This is a genomic window from Mesobacillus sp. QJM3NY_10 (assembly GCF_056173465.1).
Genome location: NZ_CM149675.1, coordinates 3,382,162 through 3,405,610, shown reverse-complemented (window position 1 = coordinate 3,405,610; position 23,449 = coordinate 3,382,162). Strand labels below are relative to the sequence as shown.

24 protein-coding genes and 1 pseudogene are annotated in these 23,449 nt (G+C 42.2%); 21 read left to right on the top strand and 4 right to left on the bottom strand.

Going from position 1 to position 23,449, the window contains the following annotated elements; all coding sequences use genetic code 11:
* Positions 1–7: 7 nt before the first annotated feature.
* Entirely contained in the window at positions 8–148 is a 141-nt protein-coding gene (sda, locus tag AC0VX7_RS17220) for a sporulation histidine kinase inhibitor Sda (RefSeq protein ID WP_102265137.1), read from the bottom strand.
* A 425-nt stretch (positions 149–573) separates the two neighbouring features.
* Here sda and AC0VX7_RS17215 point away from each other — a divergent pair, with 425 nt between their 5' ends.
* From AC0VX7_RS17215 to AC0VX7_RS17180, 8 genes and pseudogenes are all read left to right on the top strand, one after another.
* Positions 574–1,089, top strand: coding sequence for a YqeG family HAD IIIA-type phosphatase (locus tag AC0VX7_RS17215; RefSeq protein ID WP_475425175.1), 516 nt, complete (start codon positions 574–576; stop codon positions 1,087–1,089).
* 3 nt (positions 1,090–1,092) lie between these two features.
* A complete protein-coding gene (gene yqeH / locus AC0VX7_RS17210) occupies positions 1,093–2,196 on the top strand; it encodes a ribosome biogenesis GTPase YqeH (protein ID WP_475425174.1) in 1,104 nt (367 codons plus the stop codon).
* 48 nt (positions 2,197–2,244) lie between these two features.
* Positions 2,245–3,075: a shikimate dehydrogenase gene (gene aroE / locus AC0VX7_RS17205; protein ID WP_475425173.1), complete on the top strand. Its 831-nt coding sequence runs from the start codon at positions 2,245–2,247 to the stop codon at positions 3,073–3,075.
* Between the two features lie 3 nt (positions 3,076–3,078).
* Positions 3,079–3,372: a ribosome assembly RNA-binding protein YhbY gene (gene yhbY / locus AC0VX7_RS17200; RefSeq protein WP_041965182.1), complete on the top strand. Its 294-nt coding sequence runs from the start codon at positions 3,079–3,081 to the stop codon at positions 3,370–3,372.
* An 18-nt stretch (positions 3,373–3,390) separates the two neighbouring features.
* Positions 3,391–3,996: pseudogene (locus AC0VX7_RS17195) on the top strand (nicotinate-nucleotide adenylyltransferase).
* A complete protein-coding gene (yqeK, locus tag AC0VX7_RS17190) occupies positions 3,977–4,516 on the top strand; it encodes a bis(5'-nucleosyl)-tetraphosphatase (symmetrical) YqeK (RefSeq protein ID WP_475428191.1) in 540 nt (179 codons plus the stop codon). Before AC0VX7_RS17195 ends, yqeK begins: the two are co-directional and overlap by 20 nt.
* 4 nt (positions 4,517–4,520) lie before the next feature.
* Complete coding sequence (gene rsfS, locus AC0VX7_RS17185; RefSeq protein ID WP_041965185.1) at positions 4,521–4,874, top strand: ribosome silencing factor; 354 nt, start codon at positions 4,521–4,523, stop codon at positions 4,872–4,874.
* Positions 4,874–5,620, top strand: a complete 747-nt coding sequence (locus AC0VX7_RS17180) for a class I SAM-dependent DNA methyltransferase (protein WP_475425172.1) — start codon at positions 4,874–4,876, stop codon at positions 5,618–5,620. Before rsfS ends, AC0VX7_RS17180 begins: the two co-directional genes overlap by 1 nt.
* A 342-nt stretch (positions 5,621–5,962) precedes the next feature.
* Here AC0VX7_RS17180 and comER read toward each other — a convergent pair whose 3' ends face one another.
* A complete protein-coding gene (gene comER / locus AC0VX7_RS17175; protein WP_475425171.1) occupies positions 5,963–6,784 on the bottom strand; it encodes a late competence protein ComER in 822 nt (273 codons plus the stop codon).
* Between the two features lie 88 nt (positions 6,785–6,872).
* Between comER and AC0VX7_RS17170 the strand changes: the two genes are divergently transcribed.
* From AC0VX7_RS17170 to AC0VX7_RS17155, 4 genes are all read left to right on the top strand, one after another.
* Entirely contained in the window at positions 6,873–7,352 is a 480-nt protein-coding gene (locus AC0VX7_RS17170) for an SLBB domain-containing protein (RefSeq protein ID WP_475425170.1), read from the top strand.
* A complete protein-coding gene (locus tag AC0VX7_RS17165) occupies positions 7,340–7,489 on the top strand; it encodes a ComEA family DNA-binding protein (RefSeq protein WP_475425169.1) in 150 nt (49 codons plus the stop codon). The genes AC0VX7_RS17170 and AC0VX7_RS17165 overlap by 13 nt, the downstream gene beginning before the upstream one ends.
* A gap of 105 nt (positions 7,490–7,594) precedes the next feature.
* Positions 7,595–8,032 (top strand): deoxycytidylate deaminase, encoded by a 438-nt coding sequence (locus AC0VX7_RS17160; RefSeq protein WP_475425168.1) that lies wholly within the window; start codon positions 7,595–7,597, stop codon positions 8,030–8,032.
* Between the two features lie 189 nt (positions 8,033–8,221).
* Positions 8,222–10,567 (top strand): DNA internalization-related competence protein ComEC/Rec2, encoded by a 2,346-nt coding sequence (locus AC0VX7_RS17155; protein ID WP_475425167.1) that lies wholly within the window; start codon positions 8,222–8,224, stop codon positions 10,565–10,567.
* Positions 10,568–10,674: 107 nt separating this feature from the next.
* Here AC0VX7_RS17155 and AC0VX7_RS17150 read toward each other — a convergent pair whose 3' ends face one another.
* The gene (locus tag AC0VX7_RS17150) at positions 10,675–10,809 is read right to left on the bottom strand and encodes a YqzM family protein (RefSeq protein WP_023627242.1); all 135 of its coding nucleotides are present in this window, start codon (positions 10,807–10,809) and stop codon (positions 10,675–10,677) included.
* Between the two features lie 542 nt (positions 10,810–11,351).
* On the opposite strand from AC0VX7_RS17150, the gene holA reads away from it, so the two are divergent.
* Positions 11,352–12,374: a DNA polymerase III subunit delta gene (holA, locus tag AC0VX7_RS17145; protein ID WP_475425166.1), complete on the top strand. Its 1,023-nt coding sequence runs from the start codon at positions 11,352–11,354 to the stop codon at positions 12,372–12,374.
* A gap of 250 nt (positions 12,375–12,624) precedes the next feature.
* Here the strand turns inward: holA and rpsT are convergent, their stop codons facing one another.
* Positions 12,625–12,885: a 30S ribosomal protein S20 gene (gene rpsT, locus AC0VX7_RS17140; RefSeq protein WP_215036337.1), complete on the bottom strand. Its 261-nt coding sequence runs from the start codon at positions 12,883–12,885 to the stop codon at positions 12,625–12,627.
* Between the two features lie 226 nt (positions 12,886–13,111).
* On the opposite strand from rpsT, the gene gpr reads away from it, so the two are divergent.
* The 8 genes from gpr to dnaK all read left to right on the top strand — a co-directional run bounded on the left by gpr (position 13,112) and on the right by dnaK (position 23,188).
* Positions 13,112–14,236 carry a GPR endopeptidase gene (gene gpr, locus AC0VX7_RS17135; RefSeq protein WP_475425165.1) on the top strand — a complete coding sequence of 375 codons (1,125 nt, stop codon included), beginning with the start codon at positions 13,112–13,114 and terminating at the stop codon, positions 14,234–14,236.
* A gap of 108 nt (positions 14,237–14,344) precedes the next feature.
* Entirely contained in the window at positions 14,345–15,550 is a 1,206-nt protein-coding gene (gene spoIIP / locus AC0VX7_RS17130) for a stage II sporulation protein P (protein WP_215036339.1), read from the top strand.
* A gap of 21 nt (positions 15,551–15,571) precedes the next feature.
* Positions 15,572–15,904: a YqxA family protein gene (locus AC0VX7_RS17125; RefSeq protein WP_475425164.1), complete on the top strand. Its 333-nt coding sequence runs from the start codon at positions 15,572–15,574 to the stop codon at positions 15,902–15,904.
* Between the two features lie 462 nt (positions 15,905–16,366).
* Positions 16,367–18,202, top strand: coding sequence for a translation elongation factor 4 (lepA, locus tag AC0VX7_RS17120; protein WP_475425163.1), 1,836 nt, complete (start codon positions 16,367–16,369; stop codon positions 18,200–18,202).
* 133 nt (positions 18,203–18,335) lie between these two features.
* Positions 18,336–19,469 (top strand): radical SAM family heme chaperone HemW, encoded by a 1,134-nt coding sequence (gene hemW / locus AC0VX7_RS17115; protein WP_475425162.1) that lies wholly within the window; start codon positions 18,336–18,338, stop codon positions 19,467–19,469.
* Positions 19,470–19,545: 76 nt separating this feature from the next.
* Positions 19,546–20,577: a heat-inducible transcriptional repressor HrcA gene (gene hrcA / locus AC0VX7_RS17110; protein WP_475428190.1), complete on the top strand. Its 1,032-nt coding sequence runs from the start codon at positions 19,546–19,548 to the stop codon at positions 20,575–20,577.
* A gap of 161 nt (positions 20,578–20,738) precedes the next feature.
* Positions 20,739–21,314 (top strand): nucleotide exchange factor GrpE, encoded by a 576-nt coding sequence (grpE, locus tag AC0VX7_RS17105; protein WP_475425161.1) that lies wholly within the window; start codon positions 20,739–20,741, stop codon positions 21,312–21,314.
* A 41-nt stretch (positions 21,315–21,355) separates the two neighbouring features.
* Entirely contained in the window at positions 21,356–23,188 is a 1,833-nt protein-coding gene (gene dnaK / locus AC0VX7_RS17100) for a molecular chaperone DnaK (protein ID WP_475425160.1), read from the top strand.
* The last annotated feature ends 261 nt before the right edge of the window (positions 23,189–23,449 follow it).

The window sequence follows — 23,449 nt, the reverse complement described above, 5'->3', positions numbered from 1 at the left end:
GGGGCTGTCAGGATGAGGCTTTAATTCGGTTAGATAATGAACGCCGGTGGATTTCCGTTTCAATCAAACGAATAAACTCATAGCTTAAATTCAATTCTCTTGCTTTAAAATAAGACTCGATCAACAGCTCGTCCGACAGTTTACGCATTCCAGTCATTCACCCCCAAAAGGATCTTCTAAAACAGATGTTAATTGCATATAATTGTAAGTTATTTCGTTCTACCCTTACTCTAGCAGAATGAAACTCGGAGAACAACTGTTCTAATTATCCACAGTTGGCAGTGGATAACCTGTGATTAATTTGTTTATAAATGGGAAATTATTAATAAAATCAATGTGTGTTATGTGAATAAGGTTATCCACAGGATTGGAAATCGTTGGATTTTGTCGAAAAGTTTTTTGGAATATTTTAAAAAAAGTTGAAGCTAAGCGAATAAATGGTGTTTTTGTCGACCTTCATCGGGTATTTTTCTTTATTTCCTATCCATTTAAATGTTTGTTTTGAATACGAGGATAAAATTGGGTATGATGTTAACGGTATGATAGGAATTTAATTAATGAGGTGTAATGAAATTGCTAAAGCATTTTTTGCCGGATCAGCATGTGAAAAGTATATTTGAAATCACGCCCGAAAGCCTAAAAGACAAAGGCGTGAAGGGCATCATAACAGATCTTGATAACACACTCGTTGAGTGGGATCGGCCGCTTGCGACCCCAAAGCTCATCGAGTGGTTTGAAAATATGAGGAAACATGAAATACTCGTAACAATTGTTTCAAATAATAATGAGAAAAGAGTCAGGTCATTTTCCGATCCACTAAAAATACCATTCATATTTCAGGCGAGAAAACCGATGACTCGTGCATTTAATAAAGCATTAATGCAAATGGGATTGCGAAAAGAAGAAACGGTCGTGATTGGTGACCAGCTTTTAACCGATGTACTCGGCGGCAACAGAAGCGGCTTCCATACGATTCTCGTTGTTCCGGTTGCGCAGACGGATGGGTTTGTGACTAGGTTCAACAGGAAAGTAGAAAGAAGAATTTTAAATTGGTTCAGGAAAAAAGGAAAGCTGAATTGGGAGGACTAAGATTTGAGTGAGCAATTTAACTGTACAGGCTGTGGTGTCAAAATCCAGACGGAAAATCCAGAGGAATTAGGGTATGCGCCGGCCTCTTCATTAGAAAAAGAGGTTGTGGTATGCCAGAGATGCTTCCGCTTGAAAAATTATAATGAGATCCAGGATGTTAGCCTGACGGATGACGACTTTTTAAAAATATTGAATGAACTTAGCAGCAAGGATGCCCTGATTGTCAAGATTGTTGATATTTTTGACTTCAATGGGAGCTGGCTGCCAGGGATCCAGCGTTTCGCAGGGAAAAATCCAGTATTATTGATCGGCAATAAAGCGGATCTTGTTCCTAAATCGGTCAAGCAGCGAAAGTTGATTGACTGGATGAAGAAGGAATCCAGGGAATTGGGACTTAATCCGATTGATGTATCCCTCGTCAGTGCTGCAAAAGGATATAATATCAGGGAAGCTGCTGCGGCAATAGATGAATATCGCAATGGCAAGGATGTTTATATTGTAGGCTGTACAAATGTAGGGAAATCTACTTTTATCAATAGAATTATTAAGGAAGTGACAGGGGAAGGCGATGTGATCACCACTTCTCACTTTCCGGGAACTACACTTGATATGATAGAAATACCGCTTGAGGACGGAAAAGCGATTGTTGATACACCAGGTATCATCAACCATCATCAGATGGCGCACTACGTGGATAAGCGTGATTTAAAGTTCATCACACCTAAAAAAGAAATCAAGCCGAAGGTGTACCAATTGAATGAAGAGCAGACGCTGTTTTTCGGCGGTCTGGCACGTTTCGATTATATATCAGGCGGGAGAAGGTCCTTTTCATGCTATGTGCCGAATGAAATCAACATTCATCGAACAAAGCTTGAAAAGGCGGATGAGCTGTATAAGAATCATGCTGGTGAGCTTCTGACACCGCCGCGGCGTGAGCAGATGGATGAATTCCCCGAACTTGTCCGACATGAGTTCACAATTAAGGAAGCCAAAACCGATGTTGTATTTTCAGGACTTGGTTGGATAACGGTCAATGATGCGGGCGCAAAAATCGCGGCGCATGTTCCTAAAGGTGTTCATGTAATGCTGAGAAGGTCACTTATTTAGGAGCGTTGTTTAGCAGGACCAAATCAAAAAGAAAGGGCGGGAGATGTAATGAAAAAGTTGTTCGGTGTCATCGGAGATCCTATCTCTCATTCGATGTCTCCTGCCATGCATAATGATTTATTTGATCTTTATGGAATAGATGCGGTTTATTTGCCTTTCCATGTGAGCAAGGGGAATCTAGAGACGGCTGTGAAAGGCTTGAAAGCGCTGGGCGTGAGTGGATTCAATGTAACAATTCCACATAAAACAGATATCATCTCTCTCCTGGATAAAGTTGATCCTTTGGCAAGAGCGATAGGAGCGGTCAACACAGTCAAAAACGAAAATGGCCTTCTTGTAGGCTATAATACTGATGGTCCTGGCTTTGTTAAAGGGCTTGAATATATCGCTGCTGATCTTGGTTCAAGATCAGCTTTGATTATTGGTGCAGGTGGTGCTTCAAGAGCCATTTACTTTTCAATGGCCCAGGCTGGGATTGAGCGAATTGACCTGTATAATCGCACTCTTGATAAGGCTGAAGAGCTTGTCAACTCTTGCCCTTTCAAAGTGGAATCAAATGTTATTGGCCGAGAAGCGGCTGAAAAGTCACTTGCTGAATATCAGCTAATCATACAGACAACTTCTATTGGTATGGTGCCTGATACAGAAAATTTGCCGCTGTCTCCTGAAAACATAGCCCAAAATACGATAGTTAGTGATATAATTTATAATCCATTGCAAACAAAGTTTTTAAAAGAAGCTTCCAGAAGGGGAGCTGCTGTCCAGAATGGTGTAGGAATGTTTGTGTTCCAGGGAGCGCTTGCTTTTGAGATATGGACAGGGATTTTTCCTGACGTTGATAGAATGGAAATGAATGTTTTAAGAAATTTAGGAGGTTAACATATGTTAACAGGTAAGCAGAAACGTTTTTTAAGATCGAAAGCCCATCATCTTACTCCGATTTTTCAAGTTGGAAAAGGTGGGGTAAATGAAAATATGATCAAGCAAATCGCAGATGTGCTGGAAGCGAGAGAGTTGATTAAGGTCAGCATCCTGCAGAACTGTGATGAGGATAGGGATACTGTGGCTGAACAGCTGTCTCGTGGTGCTAAAGCGGAGCTTGTCCAGGTAATTGGTAATACCATTGTTTTATATAAAGAGTCCCGTGAAAATAAGCAAATCGTTCTTCCAAGATAAATACTGGGAGGTGCCTGTTTGAAAAAAGTCGGCATTTTAGGCGGAACTTTCAACCCGCCGCATACCGGACATTTAGTAATTGCGAATGAAGTGTTACATGCTTATGGACTTGATGAGGTTTGGTTCATGCCAAATCAGGTGCCGCCGCACAAAACTGTAGATGAGCCCATCAGCCATTCAGACAGACTGGCTATGCTCGAGCTTGCGATCGCAGGTAACGAGCAATTCAGGATTGAAAAGGCAGAACTTGAGAGAAGCGGCCGATCTTACACGTATGAAACGATGAAAATATTAAAAGATATGTATAAAGAAACCGACTTCCACTTTATCATTGGTAGTGATATGGTTGAATATCTGCCCAAATGGCATAAAATAGATGAATTATTGAAAATGGTCAAGTTTGTGGGTGTCAGCAGACCATCATACAATACTGAAACACCATATGATATTCTTTATGCTGAGACACCGCAAATGGATATCTCTTCAAGTATGATTAGAGAAAGAGTGATGGACGGCCGAAGCATACGTTATCTGCTGCCCGATCCGGTTAGGGTTTATATAGAGGAGCATGGTTTATATGGAACGTGAACAAGCACTTCAGATTGTGAAGCCACAACTAACTGAACACCGCTATCAGCATACTCTTGGCGTGATGGAGACAGCCTTCAAGCTGGCCGGGAAATATGGAGCAGATCTTAAAAAAGCGGAACTGGCTGCTATTTTTCATGATTATGCTAAATTCCGCCCGAAGAATGAAATGAGACAAATCATTGAGGAACAAAAAATGCCTGCAATCTTGCTTGAGTTTAACAGTGAACTCTGGCATGCGCCAGTCGGGGCGTTCCTCGCAGAAAAGGAAGCCGGAATCGAGGACAAGGAAATTCTTGATGCCATCCGTTACCATACTTCAGGAAGGATTGGCATGACGCTTCTTGATAAAGTCATCTATCTGGCTGATTATATTGAGCCAGGCCGCCATTTTCCAGGAGTGGATGAAGTAAGGGAACTGGCAGAGAATGATTTGGACAGAGCATTGATTCAATCCATGAAAAATACAATTCAATTTTTAATGAAGAAAAACCAGCCGGTCTTTCCAGATACATTTAATGCATACAACAGCATCGTACAAAATTCAGGAGGTTGATTTAATGAGTGAGCGCGAATTATTAATAACAGCGGTAAAAGCAGCAGACGATAAAAGAGCAGAAGATATTATGGTACTGAATATGAAAGGCATCTCATTGATTGCCGATTACTTTGTCATCTGCCACGGGAATTCTGATAAGCAGGTACAGGCTATTGCCCGTGAAATCAGGGAAAAAGCAGAAGAGCAGGGATATAATCTTAAGAGAATGGAAGGTTTTGACGAAGCAAGGTGGGTGCTGATCGATATCGGTGATGTTGTTGTCCATGTCTTCCACAAAGAAGAGCGAAGCTACTATAACCTTGAGCGCCTATGGGGAGATGCTCCGATCGAAAACGTGCAGAGTGAGCTTAATTAATGTCTTACGAAAGGTTCGCTTATTTGTATGATGAGCTCATGCAGGATGTTCCCTATGATGAATGGGTTTCGATTGTAGAGGCATACAAAGAGAAATATCAAGTGAACGGAATGAAGCTCCTCGATCTCGCATGCGGAACCGGGGAGCTATCTGTAAGATTTGCGCAAAAAGGCTTTGATGTGACCGGCGCGGATTTATCAAGTGATATGCTCTCAGTAGCCCAGTCGAAAGCTCAGGCGCTATCGTTGCCAATACAATTTTTTCAGCAGGACATGACAGAGCTTGATGATTTAGGTGAATTTGATATCATTGGCATCTTTTGTGATTCGCTGAATTATTTAGAGGATGAACAGGCAGTCCGCCAGACATTCCAAGGGGTGTCCCGCCTTTTGAAAAAAGGGGGCTTATTCCTGTTTGATGTCCATTCTGTCTATAAAATGGAACAGATTTTCGCAGACGCGACATTTACCTGGGATGATGAAGACATCACATATATTTGGAATAGCTTCAAGGGAGAAGGCGCTCACAGTGTTGAACATGAGCTCACCTTTTTCGTCCTGGATGAAGAAACCGGAAAGTATGACCGAGTCGATGAATTGCATTACCAGCGTACATATCCCAAGGATTCCTATGTGAAATGGTTAGAGCAAGCCGGCTTTGAGAGTATTGAGATTACCGGGGACTATTCACTTAAAGCCCCCGAGCAAACAGCAGAACGGTTGTTTTTTGCTATGAAAAAGCTGTGAATAGGAAAAAGCCACACTCAAAAGTTCGATTGAATTCAATTCAGTAAAAACAATAGAAGTGCATAGTAATATAAAACTCTGAGTTGATTGGAGTGGAAGGCGCGAAGACTCCTGCGGGATCAGCTGGACAGGTGAGACCCCGCAGACGCCAACGGCGGTGAGGAGGCTCACCGCCAGCCCCGCGGAAAGCGAAGCGCCTGGAACGGAAATCAACGGACTATTTTTTACAAGCCGTCCTAAAAAAGAGGGTGTCCTAAAGTTTTTACTTTAAGACACCCTCTTTCTTGTACTAAATTTGTCACATTTATATAGGAGGATTATAAAGGCCAATAGCGAAATCTTTTAGGGACCGAATTGTTCCTTCATTTTTTCCAGTTCTTCTGCAAATTTTTTATGTGTAGCCTGAAATATCTGTTCAAACATATCTCCTGTTTCGCTTTCAAGTACCTTGATTCCTTCTCCTGTTATGCCGCCTTTAACGCAAACCTTTTCCTGTAAAGTTTGTAAAGTGTAATGATTTTGACTCAATAATTCTCCTAAACCAATCAGCATCTCACTTGATAGTTTGGTGGCAGTTTCCTGATCAATTTCCGTTTCCTTGACCGCCCCATTGATAAAACTCTGAACAAGGTGACTGAAGAAAGCTGGGCCGCAGCTGACAATATCTGATGCCACTCTTGTGATATTCTCCTCGATTTCCAGTGGAACAGAAACCTTTTTGAAAAGGGTAAATAATGCTTCCCTCCATTCGGTCGTGCATCGAGTTCCAAACGAGAAAAGTGAGATACCTGCAAGCGCTCTGTTTGTAATGCTTGGAATGATTCTCATGACAGAACAATCCACTTTGCTTTCTATTTGCCCTACACTAATTGGGCTTGTTATGGAGATTACACATTTATCCTTTGTGAGCACAGGATTGATGGTCTCGAGGACTCCTAAAACATGATGGGGTTTAACGCATACGAAAATTGCATCAGCGTTATCAGCAACTTCTACCGCATTCTCGCCAACTGATAAGCCTGGATATATTTTTTGAATCTCTAAAGCTTTTGATAACGTCCTATTTGTGATCATCATTGAAGAAGGGGAAACGGCATTCCCATCAATGAGAGCTTCGGCGAGAATTCTCCCCATATTCCCTGTGCCTATAATCCCTATTTTCATAACCCTTCCCTCCTTCGTACATTTATTCTCCTATATCCATATGATTTCAAATTTTAGTTTATGACATATAGAAAGGTGTTGACCGTTTGTGGACTGGATCAGAGAAAACAAAATCTATGTTATTGCAGGAATAACGGCTGTATTATTTTTTCTTTATTCATCCTTTGATAAAGAAAATGAATTGACTGAAATGAATGAAGGAACTTTAGCTATGGTTGCAGATGTCGAAACTAACAGTGATGAAAAAGATGAATCGAATGTCGATAAAAAAATAATGGTCATGATGGCTGACATCAAAGGCGCAGTCGTAAACCCTGGCGTTTACGAAATCAATGAGGGAGGAAGGGTGGTTGACCTAATTGAACTGGCAGGAGGGCTTGCAAAGGACGCCGATCCGGCTGCCATCAATTTCGCGTTATATGTACAGGACGAAATGGCGATATATGTGCCGCATATCGGCGAGAATGTTAATGCTGCTCTGCCTGTACAGGTGGGGGAGACGGCAGGAAATGGGACAGTGAATTTGAACTCTGCCGGGTCCAGTGAGCTCCAGACATGCCGGGGATAGGTCCTGCAAAAGCAGAGGCCATTATTGAATACCGCGAAACGAATGGTCCGTACAAATCTATCGAGGATTTAAAAGAAATCAGCGGAATTGGTGATAAAACTTTCGAGAAATTGAAGGGCCTGATTTCGGTAAAGTAGCTGCATTGAAATTGACTCTTTGATGATAAGTATTAAAATTAGAGACATGGAAGGGTTTATTTAAATACCTGTACATTTTTTGAGCAATTAAAGGGGGATTACAGCATGGAACGAAAGAGTTGGGATGAATACTTTTTGGATATCGCTGAAGAAGTTGGGACACGCTCTACCTGCCCCAGGCTGCATGTAGGCTGTGTCATTGTAAAGGACAAGCACATTGTATCAACTGGTTACAACGGCTCCATACATGGCCATGACCATTGTGAGGATGTCGGCTGCCTGATTAACGAACAAGGAAGATGCATAAGGACCCTTCACGCTGAAGAGAATGCCGTCATCCATGCCGACAGAGGGCTTTTAAAGGGAGCAACAGCCTTTGTTACCCACGAGCCTTGTGAAAAATGCTCCAAGACACTTGCACAGTCAGGGATTACAAGAATCGTATACCGCAGCGCCTATCCTAACAAGTATAATGAACTTTTCTTAAGGGATGTAGAGGTTGTCCACTTATCTAAAGGCTGTTCTCGTAAAGATTGTTGTTAAAATCCTAAAGCCGATTTTAACGTAATATATACCCATTTTGCAGGTCGGTACTAAGTTTGCATGCTCATTTCTCATAAGAAGCGTCAATTTTACGAAGGAATATAGGTAATTCACTCCAATTTTGTATTCAATAGCAACAAAGTTTGAGAAAAGAACCTATCTAAATAACTTAATAAAGGAAAAGAGAATATGTTGCCAAATCGATTTTGGCCTATTAAAGGGCAGCTGTTTTACCTTGCAGCTGTCTCCTTACTGGGTCTTCTGACCATTACTGAAAACAAGTTCATATACGGGGGATTGTTCCTGTTTAACATGATTCTGTTAAAAAAACTGAAGAAACTCCCTGCTTCCACACTTGTGCTTATGGCGGGCTGCTACCTCATTTTTATGGTCGCGGGGTATTCAGAGTCACATTCTGAATCAATTTTAACTGGCAATGAAAAAAACTTCCTGATATTATTTGACGATGAAATCAAACTGGACGGTGACTTGCTTTTTGCTTACGGATTAGTATTGCCTGCTAATGAAAAACTGGTTGTCAAATACAGAATCAAGTCAAATACCGAACAACAAATTATCCAAACACTTCTTACTCCTGGAATGGCATGTGCAGCGTCAGGGGTCCTCAATCGTCCATCTCCTGCACGAAATCCCAATGCATTCGATTACAAAGATTATCTTCAACTAAACGATATTTTCTGGATCTTTGATGTCGGCAAATTGTCTCTGGAAACCTGTTATCAACAATCCGATGGAATTTTTACTGCATTAAAAGCCTTTCGACATAATGAAATTGCCAGGATAAAAGACACTTTGCCAGATGAAACTTCCGCCCTCGCTGCAGCGCTGGTTTTTGGAGAAAGAAGTTTCTTCAACCCCGAAACAGAACGATCTTACCAGAAAATAGGGATCGTCCATTTACTTGCTATTTCCGGCCTGCATGTTGGCTTGTTTACAGGTATGATTTATTTTATTTGCATCAGGATGGGGGTGACTAAGGAAAAAACTGAAATTTTGTTAATGGCCTACCTGCCTGTTTACGCAGTTATTACCGGGCTAGCTCCTCCGGTAGTCAGGGCAGCCGCGATGCTGATCATATTGATTGGCTCACGGCGAATATCGCTCCGCATGACGCCCCTTGATGCAGTTTCAGCAGCCTTTATGCTTATGGCACTTATCCAGCCGAGTATCATCTTTGATACAGGGTTTCAACTCTCTTTCGCCGTCAGCTTCTCTCTGGTCATTTCAGCACCGGTTATTCTGAAAGGTTTTAATTCGTTTGTAAAGCAGACTGCTGCTGCCTCTTTTATAGCTCAGCTGTCAAGCCTTCCTGTCATCCTTGCTTCTTTCTATGAAGTCTCTGCCATATCGATTTTTGCCAATCTCCTGTTCGTGCCGCTCTTCTCTTTCGTATTGCTTCCGCTTTTGTTGATTTCCTATGTAATTTTGTTGCTTCTGGGAGTGTTGCCTTCCTTTTATTTGTACTTCTTGGAGAACCTCGTACACCATGTAAACCTTTTAGCCATAAAACTGTCTGAGCTCCCGATGTCAACCATGATTATTGGTAAGCTTGAGCCATTTTTACTTATTCTGCAAATCATTTTGATTCCACTATTTTTTTTCAAATGGGAAGGTTTTATTTTTAATAAGTTAAAACCTCCTCTATGGCTTTTTACCTTGCCGTTACTTCCTCTCTTCATGCAAATATCATTGCCGTATTTGAATCCACACGGGCAAATCACTTTCCTGGATGTCGGGCAGGGTGACAGCTTCTTCATCAGGATGCCGTATAATCAGGGCAATTATCTTATAGATACTGGAGGTGTCATGCCTTTCGAAAAAGAAAAATGGCAGCAGAAAGGCAGTCAGTATGATCCCGGCAAGAAAATCGTCGTTCCATATTTAAAAAGTGTAGGGGTCAGGACGGTGGATAAATTGATTTTGACCCACGGGGACATGGATCATATAGGGGGAGCTGTTGCTTTGTTGGAGGAAATACGCGTAAAACAGCTGATAGTACCGCGTGTTTCAGATAGATCTGTATTAGAGGAGGATATTATCGAGATTGCCAGAAAGAAGGGAACAGACATTTATGTAGCTGGTTTAGGCACTGGATGGACAACGGCTGGAGGAGAATTTATGATTCTTAATCCAAGCGAAACCGTTGGGGAGCGAAACGACCAGTCAATTGTGCTGCTTGCAGCTATTGGTGGAAAAAAGTGGCTTTTTACAGGGGATCTGGGCATTGAAGGAGAAAATTCAATGGCCAGGAAAATAAAGGACATTGACATAGATATTTTAAAGATCGGGCATCATGGCAGCAAATACTCCAGTTCAGAACTTTTTCTGGAAAGAACGAACGCAGATTTTGCAGTCATTTCTGTAGGAGAGAATAACCGGTATGGCCATCCCGGTGAAGAAGTCATCAAAAGGATAGAAGAACGTGGCATGCAGATTTTCAGGACCGATGAAGATGGTGCAATCATTTACAGGTTTAAAGACAATTCAGGAACGTTTACGACACAACTTCCATAGTATATAGCAAGAACAAATAGTTCTCTCCCCCGAAAATCACATGAACATGATAAGAGACTGCATTTTGTCAAATGCAGTCTCCAAAGGTTTATCCTATGTAGCCGTGATTAACTCCCGATTAACTGCACGACTGTCGCAATAATGAACATTGTTGCAAAGAATCCAAAAGAAACGATGAATCCAACACCTGAGTCAACAGCGTCATTGCGATTACTTTGGACATTTTCTTCGAATTGATTCACAGTCAATCCCCCCTAATAATTCTATAATAGTATAAGCGATTCAAATTAAAAAATCCAGTGTTCTCTGCGCAGCATTGTAATTGAAAGGCTGTTTTCGTAACGATTATTGTTAAAATCCTAAAGCCGATTTTAACGTAATATATACCCATTTTGCAGGTTGGTATGAAGTTTGCACGCTCTTTTATCATATGAAGTGTCAATTTTACGAAGTAATATAGGTAATTCATTCCAAATTTGCATTCAATATCAACAAAGTTTGAGAAAAGAGCCAATTGAAAAATTAAACCAAGGTTTGTTGCCTTTCTATACATGTGTCAATGTACCAAGAGTTGTCACAAATACTTTTCCCGTCTTCGGCTAAAATAATCTTACCATGATGCACCGTTGAGATATAAGTATCCTAGGCCTTATATCTCAGCGTTCAATATAAATAGGGGAATTGGTCCGGATAGGGGGCCAATTCCCTTAGAATGCTTGTCAAAATGTCCAAGCTTCTTTACGATAGATATATGGCAAAACTGGATTGAACGGAGCGGAAAAAAGTGGTATTGGACATTTGGAAAAAAATAAGCAAAAAACAGGTGGATCCTGTTTATTTAATGTTTGGAACAGAAACCTTTTTAATAAATGAAACAAGACAGCTTCTGGTGGACAATGTTTTGGATGACGAAGAGAAAGATTTCAACTATTCAGTTTACGATTTAGAGGAAACACCAATTGAGGCAGCGCTGGAAGATGCTGAAACTTTCCCGTTCATGGGAGAGAAACGATTAGTCATCCTCCAAAATCCTGTATTTTTGACATCGGAAAAGTCAAAAGGAAAGGTTGAGCATAACCTAGCGAAACTGGAGGAATATCTTTCACAGCCTGCGCCATACTCAATCGTTGTTTTTTCTGCACCTTACGAGAAATTGGACGAACGAAAGAAAGTGACGAAGGAGTTAAAGCGGAAAGCTACGGTCATCGAAGCCAAGAAGATGAGTGAACAAGAAACTAAATCCTGGGTAAAAGAACGCGCGCAGATAAATGGAGCTATAATTGATAATGATGCAATCGAGCTTCTATTGACGCTTGCGGGTACGAATTTGTTCATGCTGACTTCTGAAATCGATAAACTTGCGCTTTATGCGGGGGAAAACGAGCCAATCAGCAGGGAGATTGTTGACCGACTGACTTCAAGGTCGTTGGAGCAGAATATCTTCTCGCTGGTCGACAAGGTTGTCCACCGCAATGTAGAGGCTGCCTTAAGGATTTATTATGATTTGTTAAAACAAAACGAGGAACCAATAAAAATACTTGCGGTAATTACAGGTCAATTTAGGCTGATATACCAGGTGAAGGAGCTTGCTCGAAAAGGGTATGGCCAGCAGCAGATTGCCGGGACCTTGAAAGTCCATCCATTCAGGGTGAAATTGGCAGCGGGGCAGGCAGGAGCGTTTTCTGATGAGGAATTGACCAGAATCATGAAGCTTCTCGCTGACGCGGATTACCAAATGAAAACTGGCGGCATGAAAAAGGAAATGTTGATTGAAATGATCTTATTCCAGATTAACGGCAGGAAATGATTTTACATAAGGCTGTTTTCGTAAAGATTTGTTGTTAAAATCCTAAAGCCGATCTTAACGAAATAAATACCCATTTTGCAGGTCGGTATTAAGTTTGCACTCTCTTTTATCATAAATAAAGTTGACCTTGTGAAGAAACATAGGTGATTCAATTCCATTTTGTATTCGATAGCAATAAAGTTTGAGAAAAGAGCAAAATAAAAAAACGACCTATGAAGGTCGTTTTTTTATTTGCATTTAGCATTTAAAATTAGCCGTTAGCGTTTAATTTTTTCATTAAACGGGCTTTTTTGCGGGAAGCTGCGTTTTTGTGGATAAGACCTTTAGCTGCTGCTTTGTCAAGCTTGCTAGCTGCTTCAGCGAAAGAAACTTTTGCTTCAGTATCGTTGTTCACGATTGCTGCTTCTGCTTTTTTAACTGCTGTACGCATAGTAGATTTCACAGTAATGTTTTGAGCTTTGCTCGCTTCACTAGTTTTTACGCGTTTGATTGCAGATTTAATGTTTGGCATTCCGTTCACCTCCTAAAAAAGCATCGAGATTTTATGGAACTCGACATTTCCAGTACATTTCTTATTTTATTAAGAACAAATGATATTTTATCAAACAGGGGTTAATAATGCAATACTCTGCTTTAACTTAAGTCTAGTGTATCGTGAATGTTTTTTTATGTAAAAGGAAAAGATAGGAAATAGTATGCTGTATTGCAGCCAAACTGTTATTGGGAGGAATGCAACAATGAAGGAACCAGTAGACTTAAGCATGTATTCAATCAGGACTGACCTGGCTGTGGAAGCGAGGGAGATGGTGCTGGCAGACCAGGCAGCAACCGTCCATACCCAGGAAAATCTCTCACATATTGAAGGCGTCATTATAAAAGAAAAAGAAGAAAATGATATAAAGATTTCACTAGTAGAAGTGACGGCTGAGGGAGAAAAGAGCCTTGGCAAAAAACAGGGGCAATATTTGACAATCGAAGTGGTCGGCATTCGCCAGCAGGATACCGAGCTGCAGGGGAAAGTAGAAAAAGTATTCGCAAACGAATTTGCCCATTTTATCAAACAATCTGGCATCAAGGAAGATGCATCCTGCCTTGTTGTTGGTCTAGGGAACTGGAATGTCACACCTGATGCTTTAGGGCCTCTCGTCTGTGAAAATTTACTTGTTACTAAGCACCTGTTCGATCTCCAGCCTGAGAGTGTCGAAGAAGGATATCGCTCTGTTAGCGCGCTTTCTCCGGGAGTCATGGGGCTAACTGGGATAGAGACTTCTGATATTATTTTTGGCGTCGTCGAGAAAACGAAGCCAGACTTTGTCATTGCAATCGATGCCCTTGCTTCACGTTCCATCGAAAGAGTCAATTCGACGATACAAATTTCAGATACAGGCATCCATCCTGGATCAGGCGTAGGTAATAAAAGGAAGGAAATAAGCAAAGAAACTTTAGGCATTCCAGTGATAGCGATTGGAGTTCCAACAGTAGTGGATGCGGTTTCGATTACAAGTGACACGATCGATTTCATTTTAAAACATTTTGGAAAGGAAATGAGAGAAGGTGATCAGCCTTCTAGGTCACTAGTGCCGGCGGGTATGAGTTTTGGCAAAAGAAAGAAGCTGACAGAAGAAGACCTGCCGGAAGCTGAACATCGTCAAACATTCCTTGGAATGATTGGAACACTCGAAGACGAAGAGAAACGTAAGCTTATTTATGAGGTTTTATCCCCTTTAGGCCATAACCTTATGGTGACTCCTAAAGAAGTCGATGTGTTCATAGATGATATGGCCAACCTGATTGCCAGCGGCCTCAATTCAGCGCTGCATACGAAGGTAGACCAGGACAATACAGGCATGTATACACATTAGGATATATTCTATTAGATTTATTTCAAATTCGTTACGGAAGGATTCGAAGTTCTATCTTCTCTAGCAAAGTCATAACATTTACTAGACTTGCATTAGAGAGGTGGAACAATGAGATTTAATAAACGATCTGGAATAATTGTAGCCGTCCAAGGGACTCAAGTAGTAAAAGCCGCATTAGCATTTGTGTTCTTTCTCATTGGGATTTTTTCCATAAGCGGAGTGATGACTTCGCTAAAGCCTGAATATAGGATCACCTCGGATTCTGTTAATCAGGCCGCAAACAATCTGAATGGGCAACTGCTTTTCAGTTTAATGGGCTGGGAAAACCATCAATTTCTTCAGGCGCTCCCAGAGGAATATGAGACACCGAAGCTCACGAATGTCATGTTCAAGCTTTCTACCAATATCAATCTGGATGATCCACGGAGCTTGCTTGGCAGGGAACTACCGGGTTTCTCGCTTTTTGACGGGAAGATACTAGTCGCCGGTGAAGGAACAAATTATACGAACATGCCAATGGAATCAGCTCCCCCTGTCGATGTATTGAAAGCAGAGCAGGAAGCGGCGCTGCAAAACACGGAAGGTTTAGATACGGGTAATCCTGAAGATACGGCAGCACCTCCGTTATCCACTGGAGACCGTAAAGCAGTCTATATTTATTTTACACACACAAGAGAATCTTATCTCCCTTATCTTAAGGGTGTGACTGATCCGAATAAGGCCTATCACTCACAGGTGAATGTCACGAAGATAGGTGACCAGCTGAAAAAGAGCCTGGAACAGCGAGGCGTCGGAACAACGGTAGATAAAACGGACGTAATGGCCAATCTCAGCAAGAAAGGGCTTGGGTTTGGAAAAGCCTATCAGGAATCACGGCCGGTTGTGGAAGCCGCGATGGCTGGAGACCGGAACCTTCAATACTTTATTGATATCCACCGAGATGGATATCGCAAAGATAAAACGACGATCCAGATAAATGGCAAGCCTTATGCCAAACTTGCATTTGTCATTGGAGGGGAAAATGCCAATTATGAAAAAAACCTTGCTCTCGCGCGAGAACTGCATAATCTCCTCGATAAAAAATACGGCAAGGGTTTAAGCAGGGGAATCATCGAGAAAAAAGGTGCCTCGACGAATGGCAAATTCAATCAGGACTTGTCCGGAAATGCACTGCTAATAGAGTTTGGCGGCGTTGACAACACATTTGAAGAACTGAACAGGTCTGCCGATGCACTTGCAGACGTATTCAGTGAATTCTACTGGCAGGCGGAAAAAGTAGGAGCGCCAGCGCAGCAGCCTCCTGACAAACAATAAAAATTCGGTTAGGTGATTGAGATGAAAATGTTCATGCTTAAATGCTTTATGCTAGCTTCTTTAATGTTCATATCCGTATTGTTCGGCATGCAGCAGGCAAATGAAGGCATCCATAAAATGAAAGGCTACGAAGACCCTGAACTCAAAAGTGCGTTCAGCATAGAAGAAAAGGAAAACGGGACCTTCGAAACAGCCATATTAGGAAATGACGTCTCCAGCCATGACTTGGAACAAAAGCGGAAAAAACTAGAAGAAATGAAAGCATTCAACCTCTTTTCATCAATAGGAAAAAATCTGGCCGATGGAGTCTCCGCTATCGTCGAGAAAACTGTGGAATTGATAACAGGGAAGTGAGTGGCAGCGGGCTTTGGCCCGCTGTTTTTTGTTTAGGAATCTAATCTAGGAGTATGTAGGATTGCATTCCAGGATTAATTAGCTGCGAAAGGTGCCCTTATGTGGCTGAAAAGCCAATCATAAGGGTATCATTATCCCGGAAAGGTGCCCTTATGTGGCTGAAAAGCCAATCATAAGGGTATCATTATCCCGGAAAGGTGCCCTTATGCGACCGGAAAGCCAATCATAAGGGTATCATTATCCCGGAAAGGTGCCCTTATGCGGCTGAAGAGCCAATCATAAGGGTATCATTATCCCGGAAAGGTGCCCTTATGCGACCGGAAAGCCAATCATAAGGGTATCTTTAGACTAGGACGGCACCCCTTCACTGCCTGACTTCCACTATTATTTATTGAATCTTGATATTCCTGCTGATATAATCAACAATAGTGTACATGCGCGAGTATAGTAGGAGTGAACGCAATGAACAGAGAAGATAGACTTAATAGACAAAGTAAAATACGGAATTTTTCGATTATCGCCCATATTGACCATGGTAAGTCGACGCTGGCTGACCGTATCCTTGAAAAGACGAATGCATTGACTGCACGTGAGATGAAGGATCAGCTTTTGGATTCGATGGACCTTGAGCGTGAGCGTGGAATTACGATAAAACTGAACTCAGTACAATTGAAGTACCAAGCAAAGGATGGAGAGCTTTATACTTTCCATTTGATTGATACTCCAGGGCACGTCGATTTCACCTACGAGGTTTCCCGAAGCCTTGCAGCATGTGAGGGAGCGGTTCTTGTTGTCGATGCGGCACAGGGAATCGAGGCACAGACATTGGCGAATGTATATCTTGCAATCGACAATGACTTGGAAATCGTGCCGGTCATCAATAAAATCGATTTGCCAAGTGCGGATCCTGAGCGTGTCAGGAATGAAATTGAAGATGTGATCGGTCTGGATGCTTCTGAAGCTGTTCTTGCCTCAGCTAAAGCGGGAATCGGGATTGAGGATATTCTTGAGCAAATCGTTGAGAAGGTTCCTGCTCCACAAGGAGACCCTGAAGCTCCTTTAAAAGCCTTGATCTTCGACTCTTTGTATGACGCATACCGCGGCGTAGTCGCTTATATCCGTGTCGTCGATGGCACCGTAAAAGTGGGCGACAAAGTCAAGATGATGGCGACAGGCAAAGAATTTGAAGTAACGGAAGTTGGAGTATTCACTCCAAAAGCAACTCCTGCAGGTGAACTGACTGTCGGAGATGTAGGCTTCTTGACTGCTGCAATCAAAAACGTTGGCGACACACGTGTCGGTGATACGATTACGAATGCGAAAAATGGCGCGTCTGAACCGCTTCCAGGTTACCGCCGCTTGAATCCGATGGTTTATTGCGGACTGTATCCAATTGATTCAGCTAAATTCAATGATTTAAGGGAAGCCCTTGAAAAATTGGAGCTTAACGATTCAGCGCTGCAATTCGAGCCTGAAACTTCACAAGCATTAGGCTTCGGTTTCCGTTGTGGATTCCTGGGACTTCTTCATATGGAAATCATCCAGGAGCGTATCGAACGCGAATTCAAAATCGATTTGATCACGACAGCGCCAAGTGTTATCTATGATGTAATCATGACTGATGGTACTGAATTGAAGGTAGATAACCCTTCTAATATGCCTGATCCTCAAAAAATAGACCGTGTTGAAGAGCCTTATGTAAAAGCTACAATGATGGCGCCGAATGACTATGTTGGGGCGATCATGGAGCTTTGCCAGGAAAAGCGCGGCATCTTCATCGATATGCAGTATATGGACGAAACGCGTGTCAGCATCGTGTATGAAATTCCGCTGTCAGAAATCGTTTATGATTTCTTCGATCAGCTAAAATCAAGCACGAAAGGCTATGCGTCCTTCGATTATGAACTAATCGGGTACAAGACTTCCAAGCTTGTAAAGATGGATATCTTGCTTAACGCTGAAAAAGTGGATGCTTTGAGCTTCATCGTCCATAATGATTTTGCTTATGAGCGCGGAAAGGTAATTGTAGATAAGCTCAAGGACCTTATTCCACGCCAGCAGTTCGAGGTGCCAATCCAGGCAGCGATCGGACAGAAAATCGTTGCCCGTTCCACAATCAAGGCGATGCGTAAAAATGTATTGGCAAAATGTTACGGTGGAGATATCTCCCGTAAACGTAAGCTTCTTGAGAAGCAAAAAGAAGGTAAAAAGCGCATGAAGCAAGTCGGTTCAGTAGAAGTTCCGCAGGAAGCCTTCATGGCAGTCTTGAAAATGGACGACAACAATACGAAGAAGTAAAATAGTAGGGGAGGCTGGATGTGCTTGTTTAAAGCAAGCGATTCTGGCCTCTTTTTTCAATAAATTCATGGTTTCTTTAGAATAACTGGATCTAAATCCTGGTCTGAAAAGCCACTTTAGGAAGTGAACAAAAATGAAAGCAGCATACATCCATATCCCTTTCTGCCATCATATTTGCCATTACTGTGATTTCAACAAGGTATTCATGAAGGGTCAGCCGGTTGATGAATACCTACATGCGCTAGAAAAGGAAATGAGCCTGCCGTTAAACAAACAGGTAATGGAGACGGTATTTGTCGGTGGCGGCACACCAACTGCCTTGAATGAAAAACAATTGGATAAGCTAGTTTCAGGCATCAACAGACAGCTTACTATAGATACAAATACGGAATATACTTTTGAAGCAAATCCGGGCGACCTGTCAAAAGAAAAGCTGGCCATCCTGAAGAATGCTGGTGTGAATCGTCTGAGTTTTGGAGTACAGACTTTTAATGATGAACTTTTGAAAAAAATCGGCCGCAGCCATCGGGCGAAGGATGTATTTGAATCAATTGAAAATGCAAAAACAGCAGGTTTTGATAATATCAGCATTGACTTGATTTACAGCCTTCCAGGTCAGACAAAGCAGGATTTCATTGAATCAATTCAAACAGCACTTGGATTAGGGCTGGTTCATTATTCAGGATATTCGCTAATAATTGAACCCAAGACAGTGTTCTACAATTTACTTCAAAAAGGCAAGCTCCCATTGCCAGGTGAGGACGCGGAAGCAGAAATGTATGAAACACTAATGGATCAAATGGAAATCGCCGGTCTGAGGCAATATGAAATCAGCAATTTCGCTGTCCCAGGGTTCGAAAGCAGACACAACCTTACCTATTGGAACAACGAAGAGTATTACGGGTTTGGTGCTGGGGCTCATGGGTATGTCGATGGAATCAGGCAGTCCAATTTTGGACCATTAAAAAAATATATGGAGCCTTTATCCAAAGGGAAACTTCCGATCATGGATGCGCATAAAGTGACCCTTGAGGAAAAAATGGAAGAGGAAATGTTCCTCGGCCTACGAAAGACTGAAGGTGTCTCGATTCGACACTTTGAGGAAAAATTTGGCCAGAATCCGCTCGATTTATTTGCGGGTCAAATCAAGGATTGGTCTGCGAAAGGCCTTCTGAAAAGTGATGGAGATAAAATCTCACTAACAAGACAAGGGCGCCTTCTCGGTAATGAAGTTTTTCAATCATTCATCGGGGTATCAAATCATTGACATCCTCAGCGTTTATTGATAAATTATTTTTAGAATTAGCACTCGTTCTTATAGAGTGCTAACAGAGGTGATGATGTTGTTAACAGATCGTCAGGTGCTCATTTTGCAGGTGATTGTTGATGACTTTATTCGTTCAGCTCAACCGATAGGTTCAAGGAGCTTGTCGAAAAAGGAAGAAATTAGTTTCAGTTCGGCGACAATCCGAAATGAAATGGCGGATTTGGAGGATATGGGATTCATTGAAAAAACCCATACGTCCTCAGGAAGGATTCCGTCCGAAAAGGGATATCGTTTCTATGTGGATAACCTTCTGCTGCCGCAAAAAGTAAATCATTCAGATATGGCGGCGGTTAAATCGATTTTTGCCGAACGGATATACGAGCTGGAAAAAATCGTGCAGAAGTCAGCAAAAATCCTGTCTGAAATGACGAATTATACTTCAATTGTGTTAGGTCCGGCTGTTAAGGATAACAGATTGAAGAAGCTTCAGATCGTTCCGTTGACAAAGGACACTGCGATAGCCATTATCGTGACAGACACTGGGCATGTTGAAAACAGGATGTTCAATTTCCCTACAAGTGTCGATCCTTCTGATGTTGAGAAAATGGTCAACATCCTAAACGAACGCTTGGCAGGAGTCCCGCTCACAAGTCTTAACTCAAAGATTTACAAGGAGATCGCCATGCTGTTGCGCCAGCATATAAGCAGCTACGATACCCTTCTAAACTCGATTGCGGATACGCTCAACCTGCCTTCGCATGAAAAAGTGTTTTTTGGCGGCAAGACCAACATCCTAAGTCAGCCAGAATTCAACGATGTTGCGAAAATCCGCAGCCTTATGAACATGATTGAACATGAGGACGGTTTATATCAGCTGATTAAACAAAATCCGGCAGGGATTAACGTAAGAATTGGCACGGAAAATGATAATTCAGCGATGGAGAATTGCAGCCTCATTACTGCAACCTATGCAATTGGCGAAGAGAAATTGGGAACAATTGCGGTTTTAGGGCCAACACGTATGGAGTATTCACGTGTCATCAGCTTGCTGCAATTGATCAGCACAGATTTGTCCAAGGTGCTGACTGACCTGTATCAAAATAAATAGGCATGGAAATATTGATTAAGGGTGGAGCAGCCTGTTCCATCCTGAATCGTTATGTGTTTTCTACTGAAGCATGTTTGCTTCGTTGAAATATAAAACCAATCCAGGCATTCTGGAACAGTGTGGCATTATTTGCCGCGTTACTTTGAGGGAGGTGAGTTAACGTGACAGAAGAGAGAAATACTGAGCAAGAATTGAACAGCCAGACGGAAGAAGAAACGGTTGAGGAAGTTTTTGCTGAACATGAAGCTTCTGAAAATACTGAAGAGATGCCAGCTCAAGATCCAATGGAGCAAAAAGTGGCTGAACTAGAAGGGAAGCTTGAGGAAGCCGACAACCGTTACTTGCGCCTTCAGGCTGATTTTGACAACTTCCGCCGCCGTTCAAGAATTGAACTTGAAGCGAGCGCTAAATATAGAGCCCAAAACATTATTTCCGATCTGCTTCCAGCAATCGACAACTTCGAGCGTGCTTTGAAGATGGATGTGGATAATGAACAGGCTAAATCCCTTAAACAGGGAGTGGAAATGGTGTACCGCAGCTTGCTTGATGCCCTTAAAAATGAAGGCGTTGAAGTAATAGAAGCTGTTGGCAAGGAATTTGATCCGCATCTTCACCAGGCTGTTATGCAGGCTGAGGATGAAAATTTCGGTCCTAACATTGTTGTTGAAGAGTTCCAAAAAGGCTATATGCTAAAGGATCGCATCATTCGTCCGGCAATGGTGAAAGTGAATCAATAACTGTAAAGAGCCTACATAAATGAACCAGGAGGTATTTGAAAATGAGTAAAATCATCGGTATTGACTTAGGAACAACTAACTCTTGTGTTGCCGTACTAGAAGGCGGCGAACCAAAGGTAATCCCAAATCCAGAAGGAAACAGAACGACTCCTTCTGTTATCGCGTTCAAAAATGGCGAGCGCCAGGTAGGTGAAGTGGCAAAACGCCAGGCAATCACTAACCCTAACACAATCATCTCTATTAAGCGTCACATGGGTACAGACCATAAAGTTGAAGCGGAAGGCAAAGAATATTCACCGCAGGAATTATCAGCAGTTATTCTTCAATACTTGAAGTCTTATGCTGAAGACTATCTGGGTGAGCCTGTAACAAAAGCGGTTATAACTGTTCCTGCTTACTTCAACGATGCAGAACGTCAGGCAACTAAGGATGCTGGAAGAATCGCAGGTCTTGAAGTTGAGCGTATCATCAACGAGCCAACAGCTGCAGCACTTGCTTACGGCCTTGATAAAATGGATGAAGACCAGACAATCCTTGTTTATGACCTTGGCGGCGGTACTTTCGACGTTTCCATCCTTGAACTTGGCGATGGCGTATTCGAAGTTAAATCAACTGCAGGTGACAACCGTCTTGGCGGTGACGACTTCGACCAGGTCATCATTGACTACTTGGTAGAACAATTCAAGAAAGAAAATGGCATTGACCTTTCAAAAGATAAGATGGCTCTTCAGCGTCTAAAAGATGCTGCTGAAAAAGCAAAGAAGGATCTTTCTGGTGTAACTTCTACACAGATTTCCCTTCCATTCATCACTGCTGGAGAAGCTGGACCACTTCACCTTGAAGTGAACCTGACTCGCGCTAAATTTGAAGAGCTTTCTGCAGGTTTGGTAGAACGTACAATGGGTCCAACTCGCCAGGCGCTTAAAGATGCAGGCTTAAGCCCATCAGAACTGGATAAAGTAATCCTTGTCGGCGGATCTACACGTATCCCAGCTGTACAAGAAGCAATCAAAAAGGAAACGGGTAAAGATCCTCACAAAGGTGTTAACCCTGATGAAGTTGTTGCAATGGGCGCAGCGATCCAGGGCGGCGTTATCTCTGGTGATGTAAAGGATGTCGTTCTTCTTGACGTTACTCCGCTTTCACTTGGTATTGAAACAATGGGCGGCGTATTCACAAAGCTGATCGATCGCAATACAACAATCCCTACTTCAAAGTCACAGGTTTTCTCAACAGCTGCTGACAACCAGACTGCTGTTGATATTCACGTGCTTCAAGGTGAACGTTCAATGGCATCTGCCAATAAGACGTTGGGACGTTTCCAATTGACTGATATTCCACCAGCTCCACGTGGAGTCCCTCAGGTTGAAGTAACATTCGATATCGATAAAAACGGTATCGTAAACGTACGTGCGAAGGACCTTGGCACAAACAAAGAACAGCAAATCACAATCAAGTCATCTACAGGCCTGTCTGATGATGAAATTGACCGCATGGTAAGAGAAGCGGAAGAGAACGCTGAAGCCGACAAAAAACTCAAAGAAGAAGTTGAACTTCGCAACGAAGCTGATCAGTTAGTATTCACTGCTGAAAAGACTTTGAAGGACCTTGAAGGCAAGGTAGATGAAGAAGAAATCAAGAAAGCAAACGAAGCTAAAGATGAGCTGAAGTCTGCAATCGAAAAAGGCGAAATTGAAGAAATCCGCACTAAGAAGGATGCTCTTCAAGAAATCGTTACAAACCTGAGCGTCAAGCTTTACGAAGAAGCTGCCAAGCAACAACAGGCACAGCAAGGCGCAGAGGGACAAGAAGGAACTGCAAAAGACGACAATGTCGTTGACGCAGAATTCGAAGAAGTAAAAGATGATAAATAAACACTCATAACACCAAAAAGTCAAAGTCAGGTCATACTTGGCTTTGGCTTTTTGTTTGTATGGCCTGCACGGACATCAAAAGCCTGGCTTTTCAGTGGGGTAGTTTTAAAGGTTTTTTTCAAACCAATAAAAGAACTAGTTATTTTTACAAATGAATTAAAAAAGAGAGACAAAATAACGCATATCCAGATATTTTAAATATTGCGTATGAATGTACGGGAATGTTAGAATTATCTTTATGTGAAAAGATTCGGGAGTGGT

Bases quoted from the DNA above. Each gene is read 5' to 3' on its own strand.
- spoIIP (WP_215036339.1), top strand. From the start codon at position 14,345: ATGAGATTTAATAAACGATCTGGAATAATTGTAGCCGTCCAAGGGACT.
- sda (WP_102265137.1), bottom strand. From the start codon at position 148: ATGCGTAAACTGTCGGACGAGCTGTTGATCGAGTCTTATTTTAAAGCA.
- hemW (WP_475425162.1), top strand. From the start codon at position 18,336: ATGAAAGCAGCATACATCCATATCCCTTTCTGCCATCATATTTGCCAT.
- lepA (WP_475425163.1), top strand. From the start codon at position 16,367: ATGAACAGAGAAGATAGACTTAATAGACAAAGTAAAATACGGAATTTT.
- gpr (WP_475425165.1), top strand. From the start codon at position 13,112: ATGAAGGAACCAGTAGACTTAAGCATGTATTCAATCAGGACTGACCTG.
- AC0VX7_RS17125 (WP_475425164.1), top strand. From the start codon at position 15,572: ATGAAAATGTTCATGCTTAAATGCTTTATGCTAGCTTCTTTAATGTTC.
- aroE (WP_475425173.1), top strand. From the start codon at position 2,245: ATGAAAAAGTTGTTCGGTGTCATCGGAGATCCTATCTCTCATTCGATG.
- yhbY (WP_041965182.1), top strand. From the start codon at position 3,079: ATGTTAACAGGTAAGCAGAAACGTTTTTTAAGATCGAAAGCCCATCAT.
- rpsT (WP_215036337.1), bottom strand. From the start codon at position 12,885: ATGCCAAACATTAAATCTGCAATCAAACGCGTAAAAACTAGTGAAGCG.
- AC0VX7_RS17155 (WP_475425167.1), top strand. From the start codon at position 8,222: ATGTTGCCAAATCGATTTTGGCCTATTAAAGGGCAGCTGTTTTACCTT.
- AC0VX7_RS17180 (WP_475425172.1), top strand. From the start codon at position 4,874: ATGTCTTACGAAAGGTTCGCTTATTTGTATGATGAGCTCATGCAGGAT.
- AC0VX7_RS17165 (WP_475425169.1), top strand. From the start codon at position 7,340: ATGCCGGGGATAGGTCCTGCAAAAGCAGAGGCCATTATTGAATACCGC.
- AC0VX7_RS17160 (WP_475425168.1), top strand. From the start codon at position 7,595: ATGGAACGAAAGAGTTGGGATGAATACTTTTTGGATATCGCTGAAGAA.
- comER (WP_475425171.1), bottom strand. From the start codon at position 6,784: ATGAAAATAGGGATTATAGGCACAGGGAATATGGGGAGAATTCTCGCC.
- dnaK (WP_475425160.1), top strand. From the start codon at position 21,356: ATGAGTAAAATCATCGGTATTGACTTAGGAACAACTAACTCTTGTGTT.
- rsfS (WP_041965185.1), top strand. From the start codon at position 4,521: ATGAGTGAGCGCGAATTATTAATAACAGCGGTAAAAGCAGCAGACGAT.